The following is a 15,686-nucleotide window of genomic DNA, read 5'->3' as shown; positions in this document are numbered from 1 at the left end:
CCGGGAGTTCGCCCTACTCCTCTCCGGAGAATCGTTCCCACGCGGACTGCCGGGCGATTCCCAGGGCCGTGCCGATGCGCGCCCAGGTCACTCGCCGTTCCCGCAGGAGGGTGACCAGGCGCTGGAGGCTTGCCTCGGTCTGCGCCCCGGCCGCCGCGACGCGGGGAAGCTGATCGAGGATCTGCTCGTCGGTCATCCCGTCCTCCCAGGCTGACAGCCGTGCTTCCGAGCCGGCGGAGTCCTCCTGGTCGGGCCGGAGGATGTCGTTGCATAGATCGACGCACTCGTTGCAGATGTAGACACCGGGGCCGGCGATCACCTTCTCGACGGCCGAGCTCGGCTTGGCGCAGAAGGAGCAGGACAACTGGAGTGTTTCGCTGGTCATCGTTTCCTCCGGCGATAGCAGTCTGTCAGGCTGCCCCTGACAGCTGTCAGGTTACACCTGACAACGCCGCGCGGAGCTTGCGCCGGAAAGGTTGGCATGCGGCCTACCAGCCGGTGATCGTGCGGGCCAGGCGGAAGCCGACGTCGTCCAGGGTCAGGCTGGGGTGGCTGCGGCGGCGGACCGAGGCGCGGCAGCTCCAGTGCTCGTCGAACCAGCCGCCGCCGCGCAGGGAGCGGTAGGTGCCGTAGACCTCGGGGTCGTAGAGGTCCCAGCACCAGTCCCAGACATTGCCCAGCATGTCGTGCAGGCCCCACGCGTTCGGCTGCTTGCCGGCCACGTCGTGGAGGTGCTCGCCGGCATTGGCGCGGTACCACGCGATCTCGTCCAGCGGGCCGTAGCGCGGGCCGGACGTGCCGGCGCGGCAGGCATATTCCCACTCGGCCTCGGTCGGCAGGCGGTAGCCGGCGGCGGCCGGGTTCCACTCGATCGTGTCGCCGGCCAGGCGGTAGGTGGGTTCCAGGTCGTCCTGCTCGGACCGGGCGTTGCAGAAACGCACCGCGTCCCACCACGACACGCTCTCGACCGGCCGGTTCTCGCCCGCGGCGGCGCTCGGGCGCTCGCCGGTGACCTCGGCGTACTCGCGTTGGGTGACCGGGGCCCTGGCGAGCAGGTAGGGCTGCAGGTCGACGGTCCACACGCGCTGCGACCGGCGGTCCGACAATGTCACCCGGCCGGGCGGCAGGGCGATCAGATCGGTCATGACCGGCCGATCGTAGCGAGGATCTCGGGGAACGTGCCGACCGCGGCGGTGACGTGGCGCGGGTCGAACTCGTCTCGGCGACGGACGCCGCTCTGCAGGCAGGCGATGAACGCGATGCCCGCGCCGGCGGCCGCTGCCGCGTCGCCCGGGGAGTCGCCCACGTAGACGCACTGGCCGGGACCGAAGCCGGTCTCGGCCAGCAGCTCGTCGAAGACTCTCGGGTCCGGCTTGCGGAAGCGGGTGTTGCCCTGGTGGTAGGCGCCGGTGATGCGGGTGGCCAGGACGTGGTCGGGGGCGAGGAGGTGGCGGACCTCCGGCTCGGTGCGGGAGGTGAGCAGCAGGACGGTACGGCCGTCGGCCACCAGGTGGTCGAGGGTGCGCAAGTTCTCCGGTGGGATCACGTCCAGCCGGCCGTCCGCGAGGTACTGCTGGTGCAGGACCGGGAACAGGGCGGCGAACCGGGTCAGGTCCACGCCGGGGGAGCGCTGCGGCATCGCGTCCAGCAGCGGCTCGCCCCAGGTGGCCAGGTGGATCTCGCGGGGCATCGGCGGGCGGGCCATCGCCGCGAGCACGTCGTTCTCCAGGTCGAACGATGCCGCCTCGGTCAGGCACAGGGTGTCGTCGACGTCGACGATCACCGCTTTCCATCCGCTCACGCGATGGCCGCGTCGCGGCCGTGCGGCCGTCGCCGGTCGCGGGCGGCAGCCGCCGGAGGCGGGGTTGGCGGTGCTGCGGTGGTGGGCGGGATCAGGGCGTACTCCTGCTCAGGTCTTCGTCGGTTATGTCGCGGACCACGCGGCAAGGGACGCCGAGCGCGACCGTCATCGGCGGGATGTCGCGGCTGACCACGCTGCCGGCGCCGATGACCGAGCCGTAGCCGATCCGGACGCCGGGGAGCACGACGACGTTGCTGCCGATCCAGACCTTGTCCTCGATGACGATCGGCTTGGAGAAACGCCGGAAGTCCTCGCGCAGGCCGGGGTGGATCGGGTGTCCGGTGGTGGTCAGCGTGGTGCTCGGCGCGATCATGACGCCGTTGCCGATGTGGATCTCGACGTCGTCGACGAACGTGAGGTTGACGTTGCCGAAGAAATCGTCGCCGATGTGCACGTTGCTGCCGAAACCGGCGTGGAACGGGGGGAGCAGCACGGTGCGGGCGCCGACCGAGCCGAGGATCCGCTCCAGGAACTCGCGGCGCTTCGCCTCCTCGCCCGGTGGGGTCCGGTTGTACTCGAAGACCAGGTCGGCGCGGCGCTGCGGGTTCTGGAAGGACGCCTCGGACTCGGTGTAGAGGTGGCCCTGCCGGATCCGCTCCAGGACTTCGTCACGATCTCGCATGATCCCCATCTTTCCCGATCCGGAAGCCCCGGACCGATGCGCGGTACGGTTCGGGATACCGCGACGCTGAGGGGCAAAATTCATGACCGACCGCGTACGTGTCGAATTGCGCCGTTCCGGTGGTTTCGCCGGGCTGTCGGTGCATAAAGTGCTGGACTCCGCGCAGATGCCGCCGGCCGAGGCAGCGTCCCTGGTCCGGATCGTTGGCGCCCTTGACTTCGGAGCGCTCCGATCGACCGGCCCGGTCCACGGCGCCGACCTGATGCACTACGCCCTGACGATCGAGCGCGGCGAGGCCCGCTGGCAGGGCGCGGTCTCCGACCCGTCGATCCCGGCCGCGCTGCAGCCGCTGCTGGACTTCTTGAACGGCCATTCCTTCAGATAACCGGTGGCTCGGGGAGCTCCGCCAGCCAATGGGCGGCGGCCGTGCGGAAGTCCTCGTCCACCGGCATGGCGGTGTCGCGTAGCGCTCGCTGCCAGGCCAGGGAGCGGGACACCCGGGTGACCCGGCAGGCCAGTGACGCCGACTGCCGCAGGGTGGTGGCCGGGGCCAGGTCGGTCCACGGTTCGAGGTAGGCGTCGCGCAGGCGGAGCAGGGCCGGGTCGCCCGGACCCAGATCCAGGACGTGGCCGGCGAAGCCGAGCGCGACCAGCAGTGAGCCGAACGGGTGGGCCACGCTCGCGTCGCCCCAGTCGAAGAATCGGAAGCCGGCCGGGCCGGCCGGGAAGACGTTGGCGTCGGTCAGGTCGTCGTGCTGGATGGTGGCGGGCAGGCCGTCGGCGGCCAGTTCGGCGCACCAGTCGGCGAACGGGACCGCCACCTCGGCGCCGGCGCCCACCTCCGGGTCGTCGACCAGGGCCTTGAGGTGGCCGGGCAGCAGCGGGGGCCGCAGGTCGGGGACGCCGAGGGCGACCATCTCGTCGGCGTGGGTGGCGGTGGCGCGTTGCAGCACCGCGTACGCCTGGAGCATGTCTGACCAGGTCTCCAGCAGCGGCCACCGGGCCGGGTCGGCCGCGATCTTGTCGCGCAGCGTGGGGCCGGCGTCGGCGGACAGCAGCCAGCCGCGAGCGTCGACCGCCAGCGGCTGCAGGACGGCGTCCGGGAGCCAGCCGGCCAGGGCCGACGCGAGCGGCGATTCGTAGGCGCACGGCGGGGTGTTGGCCTTGAACCAGCGGTCGCCGGCCGCCGTGGGCACACGGTGGGTCACCGACCAGGGGCGGACCCGGATCTCCTCGATCCAGCCGGTCGGCTCGGCGTCCAGGTGGGCCTCGATCCAGTCGTGGGCGGTCGCCACCCACGCCGGGTCGTGCCAGTCGTTGGCCTTCATTGACCGTCCACCTTAGGCGCTCAGGCGACGGCGTTCACCCGAATTTCCTGCGGGGGCAGGTGGACGATCAAGCGCTGGCCGTCATCGGCGGGGAGATCCAATGTCTCGTACGCCATCCGCAGCTCACCCGCCGCCGGAAGCACCCAGCGCAGCACCCCGCTGGCCGCCGGCAGGCCGGGCACCCGATGGGTCCGTTCCTCGAAGGCCGCGCCCGCCAGCACGGTCAGCTCGTCGGCGAGAGCGGCCAGATGCTGATCGGCGCGCGCCCAGCACCGGCGCCGACGGATGACGGTCGCGGCCCTGTTCCAGGCGGGTCACGTACTCCACGCTCACGCCGGCCAGCACCGCCACCTCGGAACGGCGCAGCCCCGGGGTGCGGCGTCGCGGGCCCGCCTCGGCCGGGGTGATCATCTCGCGCCGGCTGCGCAGGAACATGCCGAGCTCGTTGTCCGCCACGCTCCCGACGGTAACAACCGGCCCCGGCCCGAAGCGTATCCCTCGCACTACCACCCTCGGCGCGGCCTCCCTGCGAGTCGTCCGAAAGGCGATCTTCAAACCGACAAGATTGCGGAGGTACGGCATGACGAAAGTGATCGTGGTCGGCGGCGGCTACGGCGGCATCACGGTGGCCAAGGCGCTGGACGACGCGGCCGAGGTGGTCCTGGTCGAGCCACGGGAGACGTTCGTGCACAACGTGGCGGCCCTGCGCGCGGCGGTCGACCCGGAGTGGGCTCGACGAGACCCGCCGGGGTCTGGCGAAGGCCGAGCACGTGCTGCTGGTGGGGGCGGGACCGGTCGGGCTCGAGTTCGCCGGCGAGATCAAGACGGCCTGGCCGGAGAAGCGGGTCACGCTGGTGGATCGCAACAACGACCTGATGCCGGGCTCCTACCCGGACGAGTTCCGCACCTTGCTGCGCAAGCAGCTGGACGAGCTGGGCATCGTGATCACCGACCGGCCGGTCGACGCCGACCTGCGGTTCGACTGTTTCGGCGCGACCCCGGTGACCGGCTTCGTCGATCTGCCGGCGCGACGGCCGGACGGCCGCATCGCGGTCAACCCCGACCTGGTCTCCTACCAGCCGGAACCGGACGCCATCGTGCTGCCGCCCGGCCCGCACGGCGGCGTCAGCTACGGCCCGGAGGCGGGTGTGCTCGGTCCCGGGCAGACCGCCGCGATCAAGGCCGGCTTCTACCTCGACCAGTACCGGGAGCTACTGGGCCAGTCGTGAGGCGAGGTCGCTCTCGAAGACCCGGACCTGGCCGTCGGTGGTGCCGGTGTTCGCGGAGACGGCAAGGCCGACCATCAGGTTGCTGACCCGGAACACGGTCAGGCCGCCGTTGGTGTAGCCCTCGTCACCGAGTCCGGATACCTCGCGGAACTCGCCGGCCGCCCGCGTGCGCAGCTGATTGCTGACCTTGCCGGGGGTGTCACCGACGTACCAGGTGATCGCCATCATCGTGGTCTGCGTGCCCGGCAGCAGCACGCTGCACGTCCCGCCGTCGCCGGCCTTGGTCGTGTAGCCGGTCCCGAGCAGGTGCAGGCTCGGGTCGGCCACCGAGCAGGCCGGCTTCGCGGCGAACTTGCCCTTCTCGTCGAACACCCCGGCGAAGTACGCGATCGCAGCCCCGGCGGCGAGCAGGACAAAAACGGCGAGTGCGATGATCGGAGCACGGCGGGACGGCATGCGGTGGATCTTAGTGCTGGGGTGCTTCCGGGTGAGGCCGCCGTGACGCGGCCGCGGCGACGGTTGCCAGGTCTGTGCTCGAGAAGCCGGCTCGGCTCAGCACCGCCAGGGATTTGTTCGTCGCGAGCGCGCACAGCGCCAGCTCGGCCGCCTCCGGCTCGCCGGCCCCCGCCGCCCGGAACGCCTGCTCCAGCATCGCCCGTAAGCCGTCGATCATGGCGCTTACCAGCGCCTGGCCTTCCGTGTCGAGGGCCGGGAACTGGGCCGCCGACATCGTGAGCAGGCAGCCGTCCGGGACCGCCGGGTCGGCGATGCGGTTCAGGGTGACCTGCAGGTAGGCGGCCGCCACGGCGCTCGGGTCCGGGTGCGGGCCGGACAGTGCCTGGTGGTACTGCGGGTGGTAGGTCTCCGCGTACCGCTGGAGGCTTTTCCGGAAGAGGGTGCTCTTGTCGCCGAAGGTGCCGTAGAGCGAGCCCCGGCCCAGGCCGGTGCCCTCGGTCAGCCGATCGATCGAGGCCTCCGAATAACCCCAGCGCCAGAAGACAAGCATCGCGCGCCTCAGCGCCTCGTCCACGTCGAATTGCTTGCGGCCCGCCATGGTCGTCAGCATACACATCTTGTAACGATCGTTCCAAGATGTGTATGGTCGCCGGCATGACAACTTTGAGTTCGCTGCGGCTGCCCGACGGTTTCACCGATGTCTTCACCAGCCGGCTCGTGGAGGTGAACGGGCTGCGGCTGCACGCCGTCACCGGCGGGGACGGCCCGCCGCTGCTGCTGGTCGGTGGGTGGCCGCAGACCTGGTATGCCTGGCGGGAAGTGATGCCCGCGCTCGCCCGCACGCACACCGTCGTCGCCGTCGACTCGCGTGGGGCCGGGCTCTCCGACAAGCCCGACGACGGTTACGACGCCGGCACGCTGGCCGCCGACCTGGTCGCGCTGATGGCCGCGCTCGGGCACGACCGGTTCGACGTGGTCGGCCACGACGTCGGCATGTGGACCGGTTACGCCCTCGCCGCCGATCACCCCGAGCGGGTGGGCCGGCTCGCCGTCGTCGACGCGATCATCCCCGGTCTCACGCCGTCGCCGCCGGTCTTCAGCCCGGCCGCGGCCAGCCAGCGGTTCTGGCACTTCGGCTTCAACCGGCTCCCCGACCTCAACGAGGAGCTGGTCCGGGGGCGGGAGCGGCTCTTCTTCGGTTATCAGTTCGCCAAGAAGGCCGCCACCCCGGAGGCGATCCCCGCTTACGCCGTCGACGTCTACGTCGATGCGATCGTCGCGGACCCGCGCGGGCTGCGGGCGAGCTTCGCCTACTACCGGGCGCTGGACGACACCATCGCGCAGAACGAGCGGCGCAGCAAGACCCGGCTGACGCTGCCGGTGCTGGCCATCGGCGGCGCGCTCTACAGCGGCGCGGCGGTCGCCGGGACGATGCGGCTGGCGGCCGACGACGTCACCGGGGTGGTCATCGACGACTGCGGCCATTACGCGGCCGAGGAGCAGCCGGCGCGGTTCACCGAGATCCTGGAGGACTTTCTCTCCAGATGATCGCGGTCGATGTTACCGGGTGATTTCCAGGAGACTGTGGACAGGTCTTAGGTGGACATCTATCGTGGGCGATACCACCGAATCGAAGCGCTTCGACGATCTGCCAATACAGCTACTGAGCTGGCGATTTGTCGTGTCTGAAATACTAGGAGAATCGCCCATGCGTCGGCGTTTCCTGCCGCTGCTGGCCGCCGCATTACTGGTCGTACCGACCATTCCCGGCGCTGCCCATGCGGACCCGTCCTACCCCTTCCGTGATCCACATCTGCCGCTCCAGGCGCGCGTCGACGACCTCGTCGGGCGGCTCACGCTGGACGAGAAGATCTCGCTCCTGCACCAGTACCAGCCGGCCATTCCGCGGCTGGGCATCAACCTTTTCAAGGCCGGCACCGAGGCCCTGCACGGTGTCGCCTGGTCCAACGACATCGACAACAACAGCGCGGTGGTCACCGCGGACGGCACCTCGTTCGCCCAGCCGGTCGGCCTGGCCAGCACCTGGGACACCGGCCTGATCAACCGGGTCGGCTCCGCGGTCGGCGACGAGGCCCGCGGGTTCAACGCCAAGAACCCGCGGGTGTTCGGCCTCAACCTGTGGGCGCCGGTGGTCAACCTGCTGCGCGACCCGCGCTGGGGCCGCAACGAGGAGGGCTACTCGGAGGACCCGCTGCTCACCGGGGCGATCTCCACCGCCTACGGCGACGGCCTGCAGGGCGGCGACCCCGATCACCTCAAGACGGCGCCGACGCTCAAGCACTACCTGGCCTACAACAACGAGGCCGGGCGCGACGTGACCTCGTCGAACGTGCCGCCGCGGGTGCTCAACGAGTACGACCGGGCCGCGTTCGAGCAGGCGCTGCGGGCCAACGCCGCCACCGGCGTGATGGCCTCCTACAACCTGGTCAACGGCCGCCCCGCCACCGTCGACCCGGACCTCGCGACGATCGAGCGCAGCTGGTCGGACTATCCGCTGTTCAACGTGACCGACGCGGTCGCGCCGAACAACCTGACCGGTTCGCAGAAGTACTTCGCCACCCAGGCCGAGGCGGACGCCGCGGTCATCAAGGCCGGCCTCAACAGCTTCACGGTGGACGACGCCAACGGCGCACCCACGGTCACCGCGATCAAGGCCGCCCTGGACCAGGGCCTGCTCTCCGTGCACGACATCGACGTGGCCGCCGGTCAGGCGCTCAGCATCCGGTTCCGGCTCGGCGAGTTCGACCCGGACGGCGGGCCCTACGCCAAGATCGGGCCGGAGGTCATCAACAGCGCCGCCAACCAGAAGCTGGCCCGGGAGACCGCGGACAAGGCGATGGTGCTGCTGAAGAACGAGAACAACGCGCTGCCGCTCAAACCGGGCGGGAAGGTCGCGGTGGTCGGCCCACTGGCTGACACCCTTTACAGCGACTGGTACGGCGGGAAGCTCCCGTACCAGGTGACGGCGGTCGACGGGATCAGGGAGCGGGCCGGCTCGGTGACCACGAGCACCGGTTCCGACCGGATCGCGCTGCGTTCCGTGGCGACCGGCAAATACCTGACCGCCACCGACGCGAATGCGGTGTCGGTCACCTCTCTCGATAAAGATGCGGCCGCTCAGTTCGACGCCGACGACTGGGGCCAGGACGTGCTGACCCTGAAGAACGTCGCGAACGGCAAATACCTCGGCTACAACTGGGGGCCGTTCGTCACCCGGGACGACCAGCCCAACGGCTGGTTCGTGCAGCAGCAGTTCAAGCTGGAGCCGCAGGCCGACGGCACCGTCGCGATCCGCTACGCCGGTTACGAGACGACCGAGAGCTGGTTCGGGCCGAACCGGTACCTGACGATCGACGCGAACGGACAGCTCGCGCTGGGCTCGCCGGACGTCGCGGGCGCCGCCCGGTTCAGCAAGGAGGTGCTGCGCAGCGGCATCGACGAGGCGGTGGCCGCGGCCAGGTCGGCCGACACCGCGGTGCTCGTCGTCGGCAGCCAGCCGTTCATCAACGGCCGGGAGGCGCACGACCGCACCACGACCGCGCTCGGCGCCGGGCAGGAAGCCCTGGTCAAGGCGGTGCGGGCGGCCAACCCCCGCACCGTCGTCGTGCTGCAGACCAGCTACCCGGACTCGATCACCTGGGAACAGCAGCACGTGCCGGGCATCGTCTGGACCACCCACGCGGGGGCCGAGACCGGGCACGCGATCGCCGACGTCCTCTACGGTTCCTACAACCCGGCCGGGCGGCTCACCCAGACCTGGTACGCCGGCGACTCGTCTCTGCGGCCGGACCTGAACGACTACGACATCATCAAGTCGCAGCAGACCTATCTCTACATCCGGCAGGCGCCGCTCTATCCGTTCGGCTACGGGCTGTCCTACACCAGCTTCACATACGGCAAGCCCAGCGTCGGCCACGGCAAGGTCACCCTCAGCGTGACCAACACCGGGCGGCGTGACGGCGACGAGGTCGTCCAGCTCTACACCCACCAGCGCACCTCGCGGGACGCGACCGCGGTCAAGCAGTTGCGCGCTTTCCAGCGCGTACACCTCAAAGCCGGCCAGACCAAGACCGTGAGCCTCGCGCTCAGCCCGGCCGACCTGAAGCGCTGGGATCAGACCCGGTCGAAGTGGATCGTCGAGTCCTCGGTCTACGACGTCCTGATCGGCTCGTCCTCGAGCGACATCCGGCAGCGCACCTCCCTGAAGGTGAGCGGCGAGACGATCCCGGCCCGCGACCTGACCAGGGCGACCCGGGCGGAGACGTTCGACGACTACTCGCCGGCGATGAAGCTGGTCGACGAGAGCAAGGCCCGCGGCACCTCAGTGGGCTCCTCGGCGACCGGTGACTGGATTGCTTTCAAGGATGCCGACCTGCGTCACGCCAGCACCTTTACCGCGCAGGTCGCGTCGGCCGGGCCCACGACGATCCAGGTACGCCTGGGGTCGCCGACCGGCAGGTTGATCGGCACCGTTCCGGTCGCCGCGACGGGCGATGTCTACAAGTACGCCACGGCCACCGCGAGTCTGGCCCGGGTGAACGGGCGCCAGGACGTCTACCTGGTGTTCGGCGGTGCGCTGCGCGTGTCCACATTCTCCATTCGGTGAGAGGGGAACCCGCCCGCCGGCCTGGTCAGCCGGCGGGCGGGTCACACCGATCTTTCAGGAAGGTCCGCATGAAGATCGTCCGTGTCCTGCTCGCGCTCGTCCTGGTGACTGTCGGCTTCGCCGGCCCGGCGCATGCCGCTGCGCCGAAACACACCGTCACCTACGACAAGTACTCGCTGATGGTCGACGGGCAGCGGGTGTTGCTGCAGGCGGCCGAGTTCCACTATTTCCGGTTGCCCAGCCCCGATCTGTGGCGGGACATCCTGGAGAAGGAGAAGGCGGCCGGATTCAACGCGGTCAGTGTCTATTTCTCCTGGGCGTTCCATTCCCCGGCGCCCGGGCAGTACGACTTCACCGGCGTCCGCGACGTCGACCGGCTGCTCCGGACGGCCGAAGAAGTGGGCCTCTACGTCATCGCGCGGCCCGGTCCGTACATCAATGCCGAGACCACCGGCGGCGGCCTTCCGGCCTGGCTCAAGACCGTGCCCGGCCGGGCACGCAGCAGCGAGGCCGGCTACACCGCCGCCTATCACGACTGGCTCGCGCACCTCAATCCGATCCTGGCGCGACACCAGGTCACCCGGGGCGGATCGGTGCTGCTCTACAACGTCGAGAACGAGTACGCGGTGAACACCGACGCCGTCTACATGCAGGATCTGCAGGACACCGCGCGAGCCGCCGGCATCGACGTGCCGATCACCACGAACAACTGCTGCGACGCCGGCTCCTGGTCGTCGACCTGGGGGAGCGGGCCGGGCGCGGTCCAGATCCCGGGGGTCGACGACTATCCGCAGTCCTTCGACTGCGGCAACGCCGCGACCGTGTGGGGTCCGTGGGGCGCGGGCGTGACCGAGAAGGTCCGCGAGGACGCGCCGGTCTTCGCCGCCGAATACCAGGCCGGCGCGATCGATCTGAACAACGCGGGCTACGACGCGTGCCGTGAGCTGACCGGCGTGCAGTACACCAAGTACTTCCAGAAAGGGAACATGATCCTTTCCGGAGCGACCGCGTTCAACTACTACATGGGCTTCGGCGGCACCAACTGGGGCTGGCTCGCGCAACCCAACGACGTCTATACGTCCTACGACTACGGCGCGGCGATCGACGAGTCCCGGCAGCTAACCGACAAATACTCCGAGTACAAGCGGCAGGGCTATTTCCTGCAGGCCGCCCCGCAGCTCACCAAGACCGATGCGGTGGCCGCGCCGGCCGCGGCCGGCCTGGAGACCGCGGCCCGCGCCAACCCGGACAGTGGCACCCGGTTCGTGCTCGTCCGTAACGCCGGGACCTCGGCGGTCACGTCGAGTATCGATCTCGGCGGCTACTCGCTGCCCCTGCAGCTGCCCGGCCATGACGCCAAGATTCTCCTGTCCGGCTTCGGCTTCGGCGGGCAGAGTCTCGTGGCGTCCAGCTCGGAGCTGCTCACCCAGGCGACGATCGCCGGGCGGGACGTCGGGATCTTCTACGGCTCCGGCGGCACCCCCGGCACGACGGTCCTGAGCTACTCGGCCAAGCCGTCGGTCCGGGTCCTGGCCGGCCAGGTCAGCTCCACCTTCGCGGACGGCCGGCTGCGGCTCGACTACGTCCACACCGGCCTGGCCCGGGTGCTGATCAGCGGGGGCGGACACCGGCCGCTGCTGCTCCTGCTCGGCACCGACGACACCGCCGCGTCGTTCTGGCGCTACGACACCGCGGCCGGCCCGGTCCTGGTGCGCGGCACGGAGCTGCTGCGGTCGGCCGCGCTGGCACACGGCACGGCGGCGCTGCGGGCGGACACCTCGGCGGCCGGGGACTTCGAGGTGTTCGCGGCCGCGCGTGAGGTGACGGTCGACGGCGTGCGCGTTTCCACCCGTACCTCATCAAGCGGCTCACTCGAAGGCAGGCTGCCCGGCCCCCGCGGGGTTGCCCTGCCGTCCCTGGACGGCTGGAAGCAACAGGCCGAAGCGCCCGAGGCGAAGCCGGGCTTCGACGACTCGCGGTGGACGGTCGCCGACAAGAGGAGCAGCCTCAGCCCGTTCCCGCCGATCACGCAGCCGGTGCTGTACAGCGACGAATACGGCTTCCACACCGGAAGCGTCTGGTACCGCGGGCATTTCACCGCGACCGGCGCCGAGACGACTGTCGACCTCAACGCGATCACCGGCAAGCGCGGCAACTACCTGGTCTGGCTGAACAGCCGCTACCTGGGCGCGGCCGACGGCGGCGTGGAAGCCGACTCCGAGGCGCCGGTCAACCCGTCGCCCGGCCATGGAGCGTTCCCGGTGCCGGCCGGGCTGCTTACGGCCGGCTCCAAAGCCGTGCTGTCCGTGCTCGTGCAGAACATGGGCCACAACGACGACTGGACCGCCGACGACAACCGCTTCCGTCAGCCACGTGGCCTGGTCGGCGCGCGGGTGACCGGAGTCGACCAGATCGACTGGAAGATCCAGGGCACCGGATGGATCGATCCGGCCCGGGGCGGTCTCAACAACGGCGGCCTCTACGGCGAGCGGGCCGGCTGGTCGCTGCCGGGCTACGCCGACGCCGCCTGGCCGCAGGCGTCCAGGCAGGTGGGCGCCGGGGTGACCTGGCTGCGCGACGACTTCCGGCTCGGCCTGCCCGCCGGGCAGGACACCTCGGTGGCGCTGCGATTCGCCGGCCCGATCCCCGCCGGCTATCGGGCGATTCTGTACCTGAACGGCTGGAACCTGGGCCAATACGGCGGGGCGATCGGCCCGCAGACCGACTTCGTGCTCCCGGCCGGCGTGCTGCACCAGAACGGGTCCAACACCCTGGCCGTGGCGGTCATCGCCGCCGGGCCGGCCACGGTCACGACGCCGCAGCTGGTCATCAAGGGCAGTCAACGGGGCGGGGTGCCGGTACGGGACGTTCCCGCACCGGCCCGGTTCCCTGCACACAGGTAGTTAGGATCTGGCGAGGCACATCATGGAACGCGAAACAGTCACGTGGGGAGGGCGGATGCCGACGATCAACGACGTCGCCCGGGCAGCCGGGGTGTCGCCGAGCACGGTGTCGTACGTGCTGAGCGGCCGTCGTCCGATCTCGGCGCAGACCCGCGCCCGGGTGCAGGCCGCCATCGCCGAGCTCGGCTTCCACCCGCACGCCGGCGCCCGCGCGCTGGCCAGCAGCAAGACCAACGTGCTGGCCCTCGTCGTGCCGCTGCGGGTGGACGTCAACGTCGCCGTCATCATGCAGTTCGCGACGGCGGTGGTCACCGCGGCCCGCACCCACAACCACGACGTGCTGCTGCTGACCAAGGACGAGGGCACCAGCGGGCTCGAACGCGTCGCGCACAGCACCATGGTCGACGCGCTCATCGTGATGGACGTGGAGAAGGACGACGTGCGCATCCCGGCGCTGCAACGGCTCAAGCAGCCGACCGTGCTGATCGGGCTGCCCGGCGACCCGGCCGGCATCGCCTGCGTCGACCTCGACTTCGCGGCCGCGGCGGCCGAGACCCTGCGGCACCTGGCCTGGCACGGACACCGCAAGGTCGCCCTGGTCGGGCCGTCCCCCGCGGTCTACCGCCGTGGCACCTCGTACGCCGAACGCTTCCTGGCCGGCTTCACCGCGGCGGCGGCCGAGCTCGGCCTGGAGTCGATGACCCACCCGTGCGAGCCGGGCCAGACCGGCGTGCAGGAGTGCCTCGCCGACATCGACGCCGCGCTGCCCGGCGTCACCGCGCTGGTGGTTCACAACGAGGAGGCCCTGCGCCCCCTGCTCGACCAGCTGCGCGCGACCGGCCGCCGGGTTCCCGAGGACATCTCGGTGGTGGCGGTCTGTCCGCGCGATGTCGCGCTGGGCATGCCGATCCCGCTGACCTCGGTCGACATCCCCTCCCACGACGTCGGCGGCCTGGCCGTCGAGACCGTGATGAAGCTGCTCGACGGCCGCCACACCGAGCCGGTCCGACTCCTGCCGCCGACGCTGGTGGAGCGCGACACCTGCACCGCGCCCCGCGCCTGAGTTCGTCCGGCGCGGCACGGCCCCGTCCGATTTGCCGGTGAGCGCCGTCACTGTCCGGACCGTCTGGGAGCGGTTCCAGACCTAGGGCCGATCGTTGCGAAATGTATTCGTCATGCCGTTGACATGTGAGCGCGACGAAGCCTAACGTCCCCTCAAAGTCCCGCGTCGAAGCGCTTCGACAATCTATCGTCGAAGCGCTTCGACGACCCCCACCCGGAGGACGGCATGTTCAAATCACGAGCCGGCGTCGCTGCCGGTGCGATGTTGCTAGCTACGTCGCTGGCTTTGACCGCATGCAGCGGTTCCGGCTCAGACGACAAGGAGGGGAGCGACGCCAAGACGCTCACCCTCTGGCACTACGAGGGTCCGACCAGCGCGATGGGCATCGCCTGGAACAAGGCGATCGAGCTGTTCAAGGCGTCCCACCCGGGCGTCGAGGTGAAGTTCGAGGAGAAGTCCTTCGAGCAGATCCAGCAGAACGCCCAGATGATCCTCAACTCCGACAGCGCACCCGACATTCTCGAATACAACAAGGGCAACGCCACCGCCGGTCTGCTCTCCAAGCAGGGCCTGCTGACCGACCTCTCGGACGAGGCGTCGAAGCGCGGCTGGGACAAGAAGCTCAGCTCCAGCCTGGCGACCACGGCGAAGTACGACGAAGACGGCATCATGGGTTCGGGCAAGACCTACGGCATCCCGAACTACGGCGAGTTCGTCGAGGTCTACTACAACCAGGACATGTTCGCGAAGTACGGCCTGCAGGTCCCGACCACGCTGGACGACTTCACCAAGGTGATGGACGCCTTCAAGGCCAAGGGCATCACCCCGCTCTCGGTCGGCGGCGCGGAATACCCCGCCCAGCAGATCTTCTACGAGTTGGCTCTCTCCAAGGCCGACCGCGCGTGGGTGGACGACTACCAGCTCTACAAGAACAAGGTGGACTTCCACGACCCGCAGCTGACCTACGGCGCGACCACGTTCGCCGACTGGGTGAGCAAGGGCTACATCGCCAAGAACTCGGCCGGCATCAAGGCCGAGGACATGGGCGTCGCCTGGGAGCAGGGCAAGTTCCCGATCATGATCTCCGGTAGCTGGTGGTACGGCCGGTTCGCCAGCGAGGTCAAGAACTTCAAGTGGGGCACCTTCCTGTTCCCCGGCAACAAGCTGCACCCCGGCTCGAGCGGCAACCTCTGGGTCGTGCCGGAGAAGAGCAAGGCCAAGAGCCTGGCGTACGACTTCATCGACATCACCATGCAGCCCGAGGTGCAGAACCTGCTCGGCAACAGTGGTGGTCTTCCGATCGCGGCCGACCCCGCGGCGATCACCGACGCCAAGAACAAGGAACTGATCCAGACGTTCAACCAGGTGTCGTCCTCCGACGGTCTCGCCTTCTACCCGGACTGGCCGGCGCCCGGCTACTACGACGTGATGGTTTCCGGTGTGCAGGGCCTGATCAACGGGTCGAAGACGCCCACCGCGTTCCTCGACGAAGTGGCCAAGCCGTACAACGAGAACCTGGCCGACATCGGTAAGTGACGTCCCTCCGCGGGTGGCGCCCGGTGCGCCGCCCGCGGAACTCCCCCCGCACGAAGGGACG

General features: G+C 69.8%; 14 protein-coding genes and 2 pseudogenes. 7 read left to right on the top strand and 9 right to left on the bottom strand.

From position 1 onward, the window contains the following. Positions 1-256: 256 nt before the first annotated feature. The 4 genes and pseudogenes from AB0E90_RS14825 to AB0E90_RS14810 all read right to left on the bottom strand — a co-directional run. A pseudogene (locus tag AB0E90_RS14825) lies at positions 257-385 on the bottom strand (ClpX C4-type zinc finger protein); the annotation flags it as partial. A gap of 103 nt (positions 386-488) precedes the next feature. Next, the gene (locus tag AB0E90_RS14820) at positions 489-1,145 is read right to left on the bottom strand and encodes a formylglycine-generating enzyme family protein (RefSeq protein WP_360404281.1); all 657 of its coding nucleotides are present in this window, start codon (positions 1,143-1,145) and stop codon (positions 489-491) included. Beyond that, the gene (locus tag AB0E90_RS14815; RefSeq protein ID WP_360404279.1) at positions 1,142-1,801 is read right to left on the bottom strand and encodes an HAD-IA family hydrolase; all 660 of its coding nucleotides are present in this window, start codon (positions 1,799-1,801) and stop codon (positions 1,142-1,144) included. The genes AB0E90_RS14820 and AB0E90_RS14815 overlap by 4 nt, the downstream gene beginning before the upstream one ends. Before the next feature lie 91 nt (positions 1,802-1,892). After that, on the bottom strand, positions 1,893-2,483 hold the full coding sequence (locus AB0E90_RS14810; RefSeq protein ID WP_360404276.1) for a sugar O-acetyltransferase: 591 nt from the start codon (positions 2,481-2,483) through the stop codon (positions 1,893-1,895). Between the two features lie 82 nt (positions 2,484-2,565). Here AB0E90_RS14810 and AB0E90_RS14805 point away from each other — a divergent pair, with 82 nt between their 5' ends. Further along, on the top strand, positions 2,566-2,868 hold the full coding sequence (locus tag AB0E90_RS14805) for a protealysin inhibitor emfourin (RefSeq protein ID WP_360404273.1): 303 nt from the start codon (positions 2,566-2,568) through the stop codon (positions 2,866-2,868). On the opposite strand, the gene AB0E90_RS14800 is transcribed toward AB0E90_RS14805, so the two are convergent. The 3 genes and pseudogenes from AB0E90_RS14800 to AB0E90_RS14790 form a co-directional block, all read right to left on the bottom strand. Next, positions 2,861-3,811, bottom strand: a complete 951-nt coding sequence (locus AB0E90_RS14800) for a hypothetical protein (protein WP_360404270.1) — start codon at positions 3,809-3,811, stop codon at positions 2,861-2,863. The genes AB0E90_RS14805 and AB0E90_RS14800 overlap by 8 nt on opposite strands. Positions 3,812-3,831: 20 nt before the next feature. Continuing rightward, on the bottom strand, positions 3,832-4,059 hold the full coding sequence (locus AB0E90_RS14795) for a hypothetical protein (RefSeq protein ID WP_360404402.1): 228 nt from the start codon (positions 4,057-4,059) through the stop codon (positions 3,832-3,834). 19 nt (positions 4,060-4,078) lie between these two features. After that, positions 4,079-4,246, bottom strand: a pseudogene (locus AB0E90_RS14790) (helix-turn-helix transcriptional regulator); the annotation flags it as partial. Between the two features lie 335 nt (positions 4,247-4,581). On the opposite strand from AB0E90_RS14790, the gene AB0E90_RS14785 reads away from it, so the two are divergent. Next, the gene (locus AB0E90_RS14785; protein WP_360404267.1) at positions 4,582-5,040 is read left to right on the top strand and encodes an FAD-dependent oxidoreductase; all 459 of its coding nucleotides are present in this window, start codon (positions 4,582-4,584) and stop codon (positions 5,038-5,040) included. Here AB0E90_RS14785 and AB0E90_RS14780 read toward each other — a convergent pair. Together AB0E90_RS14780 and AB0E90_RS14775 are read right to left on the bottom strand one after the other, a co-directional pair. Continuing rightward, positions 5,023-5,496, bottom strand: coding sequence for a hypothetical protein (locus AB0E90_RS14780; protein ID WP_360404264.1), 474 nt, complete (start codon positions 5,494-5,496; stop codon positions 5,023-5,025). The two genes, AB0E90_RS14785 and AB0E90_RS14780, sit on opposite strands and share 18 nt — an antisense overlap. Positions 5,497-5,506: 10 nt before the next feature. After that, positions 5,507-6,094, bottom strand: a complete 588-nt coding sequence (locus AB0E90_RS14775; protein WP_360404261.1) for a TetR/AcrR family transcriptional regulator — start codon at positions 6,092-6,094, stop codon at positions 5,507-5,509. A 56-nt stretch (positions 6,095-6,150) separates the two neighbouring features. On the opposite strand from AB0E90_RS14775, the gene AB0E90_RS14770 reads away from it, so the two are divergent. The 5 genes from AB0E90_RS14770 (at position 6,151) to AB0E90_RS14750 (ending at position 15,625) form a co-directional block, all read left to right on the top strand. After that, positions 6,151-7,044, top strand: coding sequence for an alpha/beta hydrolase (locus AB0E90_RS14770; RefSeq protein ID WP_360404258.1), 894 nt, complete (start codon positions 6,151-6,153; stop codon positions 7,042-7,044). A 160-nt stretch (positions 7,045-7,204) separates the two neighbouring features. Beyond that, positions 7,205-10,123 (top strand): glycoside hydrolase family 3 C-terminal domain-containing protein, encoded by a 2,919-nt coding sequence (locus AB0E90_RS14765; RefSeq protein ID WP_360404255.1) that lies wholly within the window; start codon positions 7,205-7,207, stop codon positions 10,121-10,123. Between the two features lie 68 nt (positions 10,124-10,191). Then, entirely contained in the window at positions 10,192-13,026 is a 2,835-nt protein-coding gene (locus AB0E90_RS14760) for a beta-galactosidase (RefSeq protein WP_360404252.1), read from the top strand. 55 nt (positions 13,027-13,081) lie between these two features. After that, on the top strand, positions 13,082-14,089 hold the full coding sequence (locus tag AB0E90_RS14755; RefSeq protein ID WP_360404249.1) for a LacI family DNA-binding transcriptional regulator: 1,008 nt from the start codon (positions 13,082-13,084) through the stop codon (positions 14,087-14,089). Positions 14,090-14,314: 225 nt separating this feature from the next. Then, positions 14,315-15,625 carry an extracellular solute-binding protein gene (locus AB0E90_RS14750; RefSeq protein ID WP_360404246.1) on the top strand — a complete coding sequence of 437 codons (1,311 nt, stop codon included), beginning with the start codon at positions 14,315-14,317 and terminating at the stop codon, positions 15,623-15,625. Positions 15,626-15,686 lie beyond the last annotated feature (61 nt).

This window comes from Actinoplanes sp. NPDC026619 (assembly GCF_040638295.1).
Classification (GTDB): domain Bacteria; phylum Actinomycetota; class Actinomycetes; order Mycobacteriales; family Micromonosporaceae; genus Actinoplanes.
The sequence above is the reverse complement of the archived record's forward strand: the minus strand, read 5'-3'. Positions and strand labels throughout refer to the sequence as shown.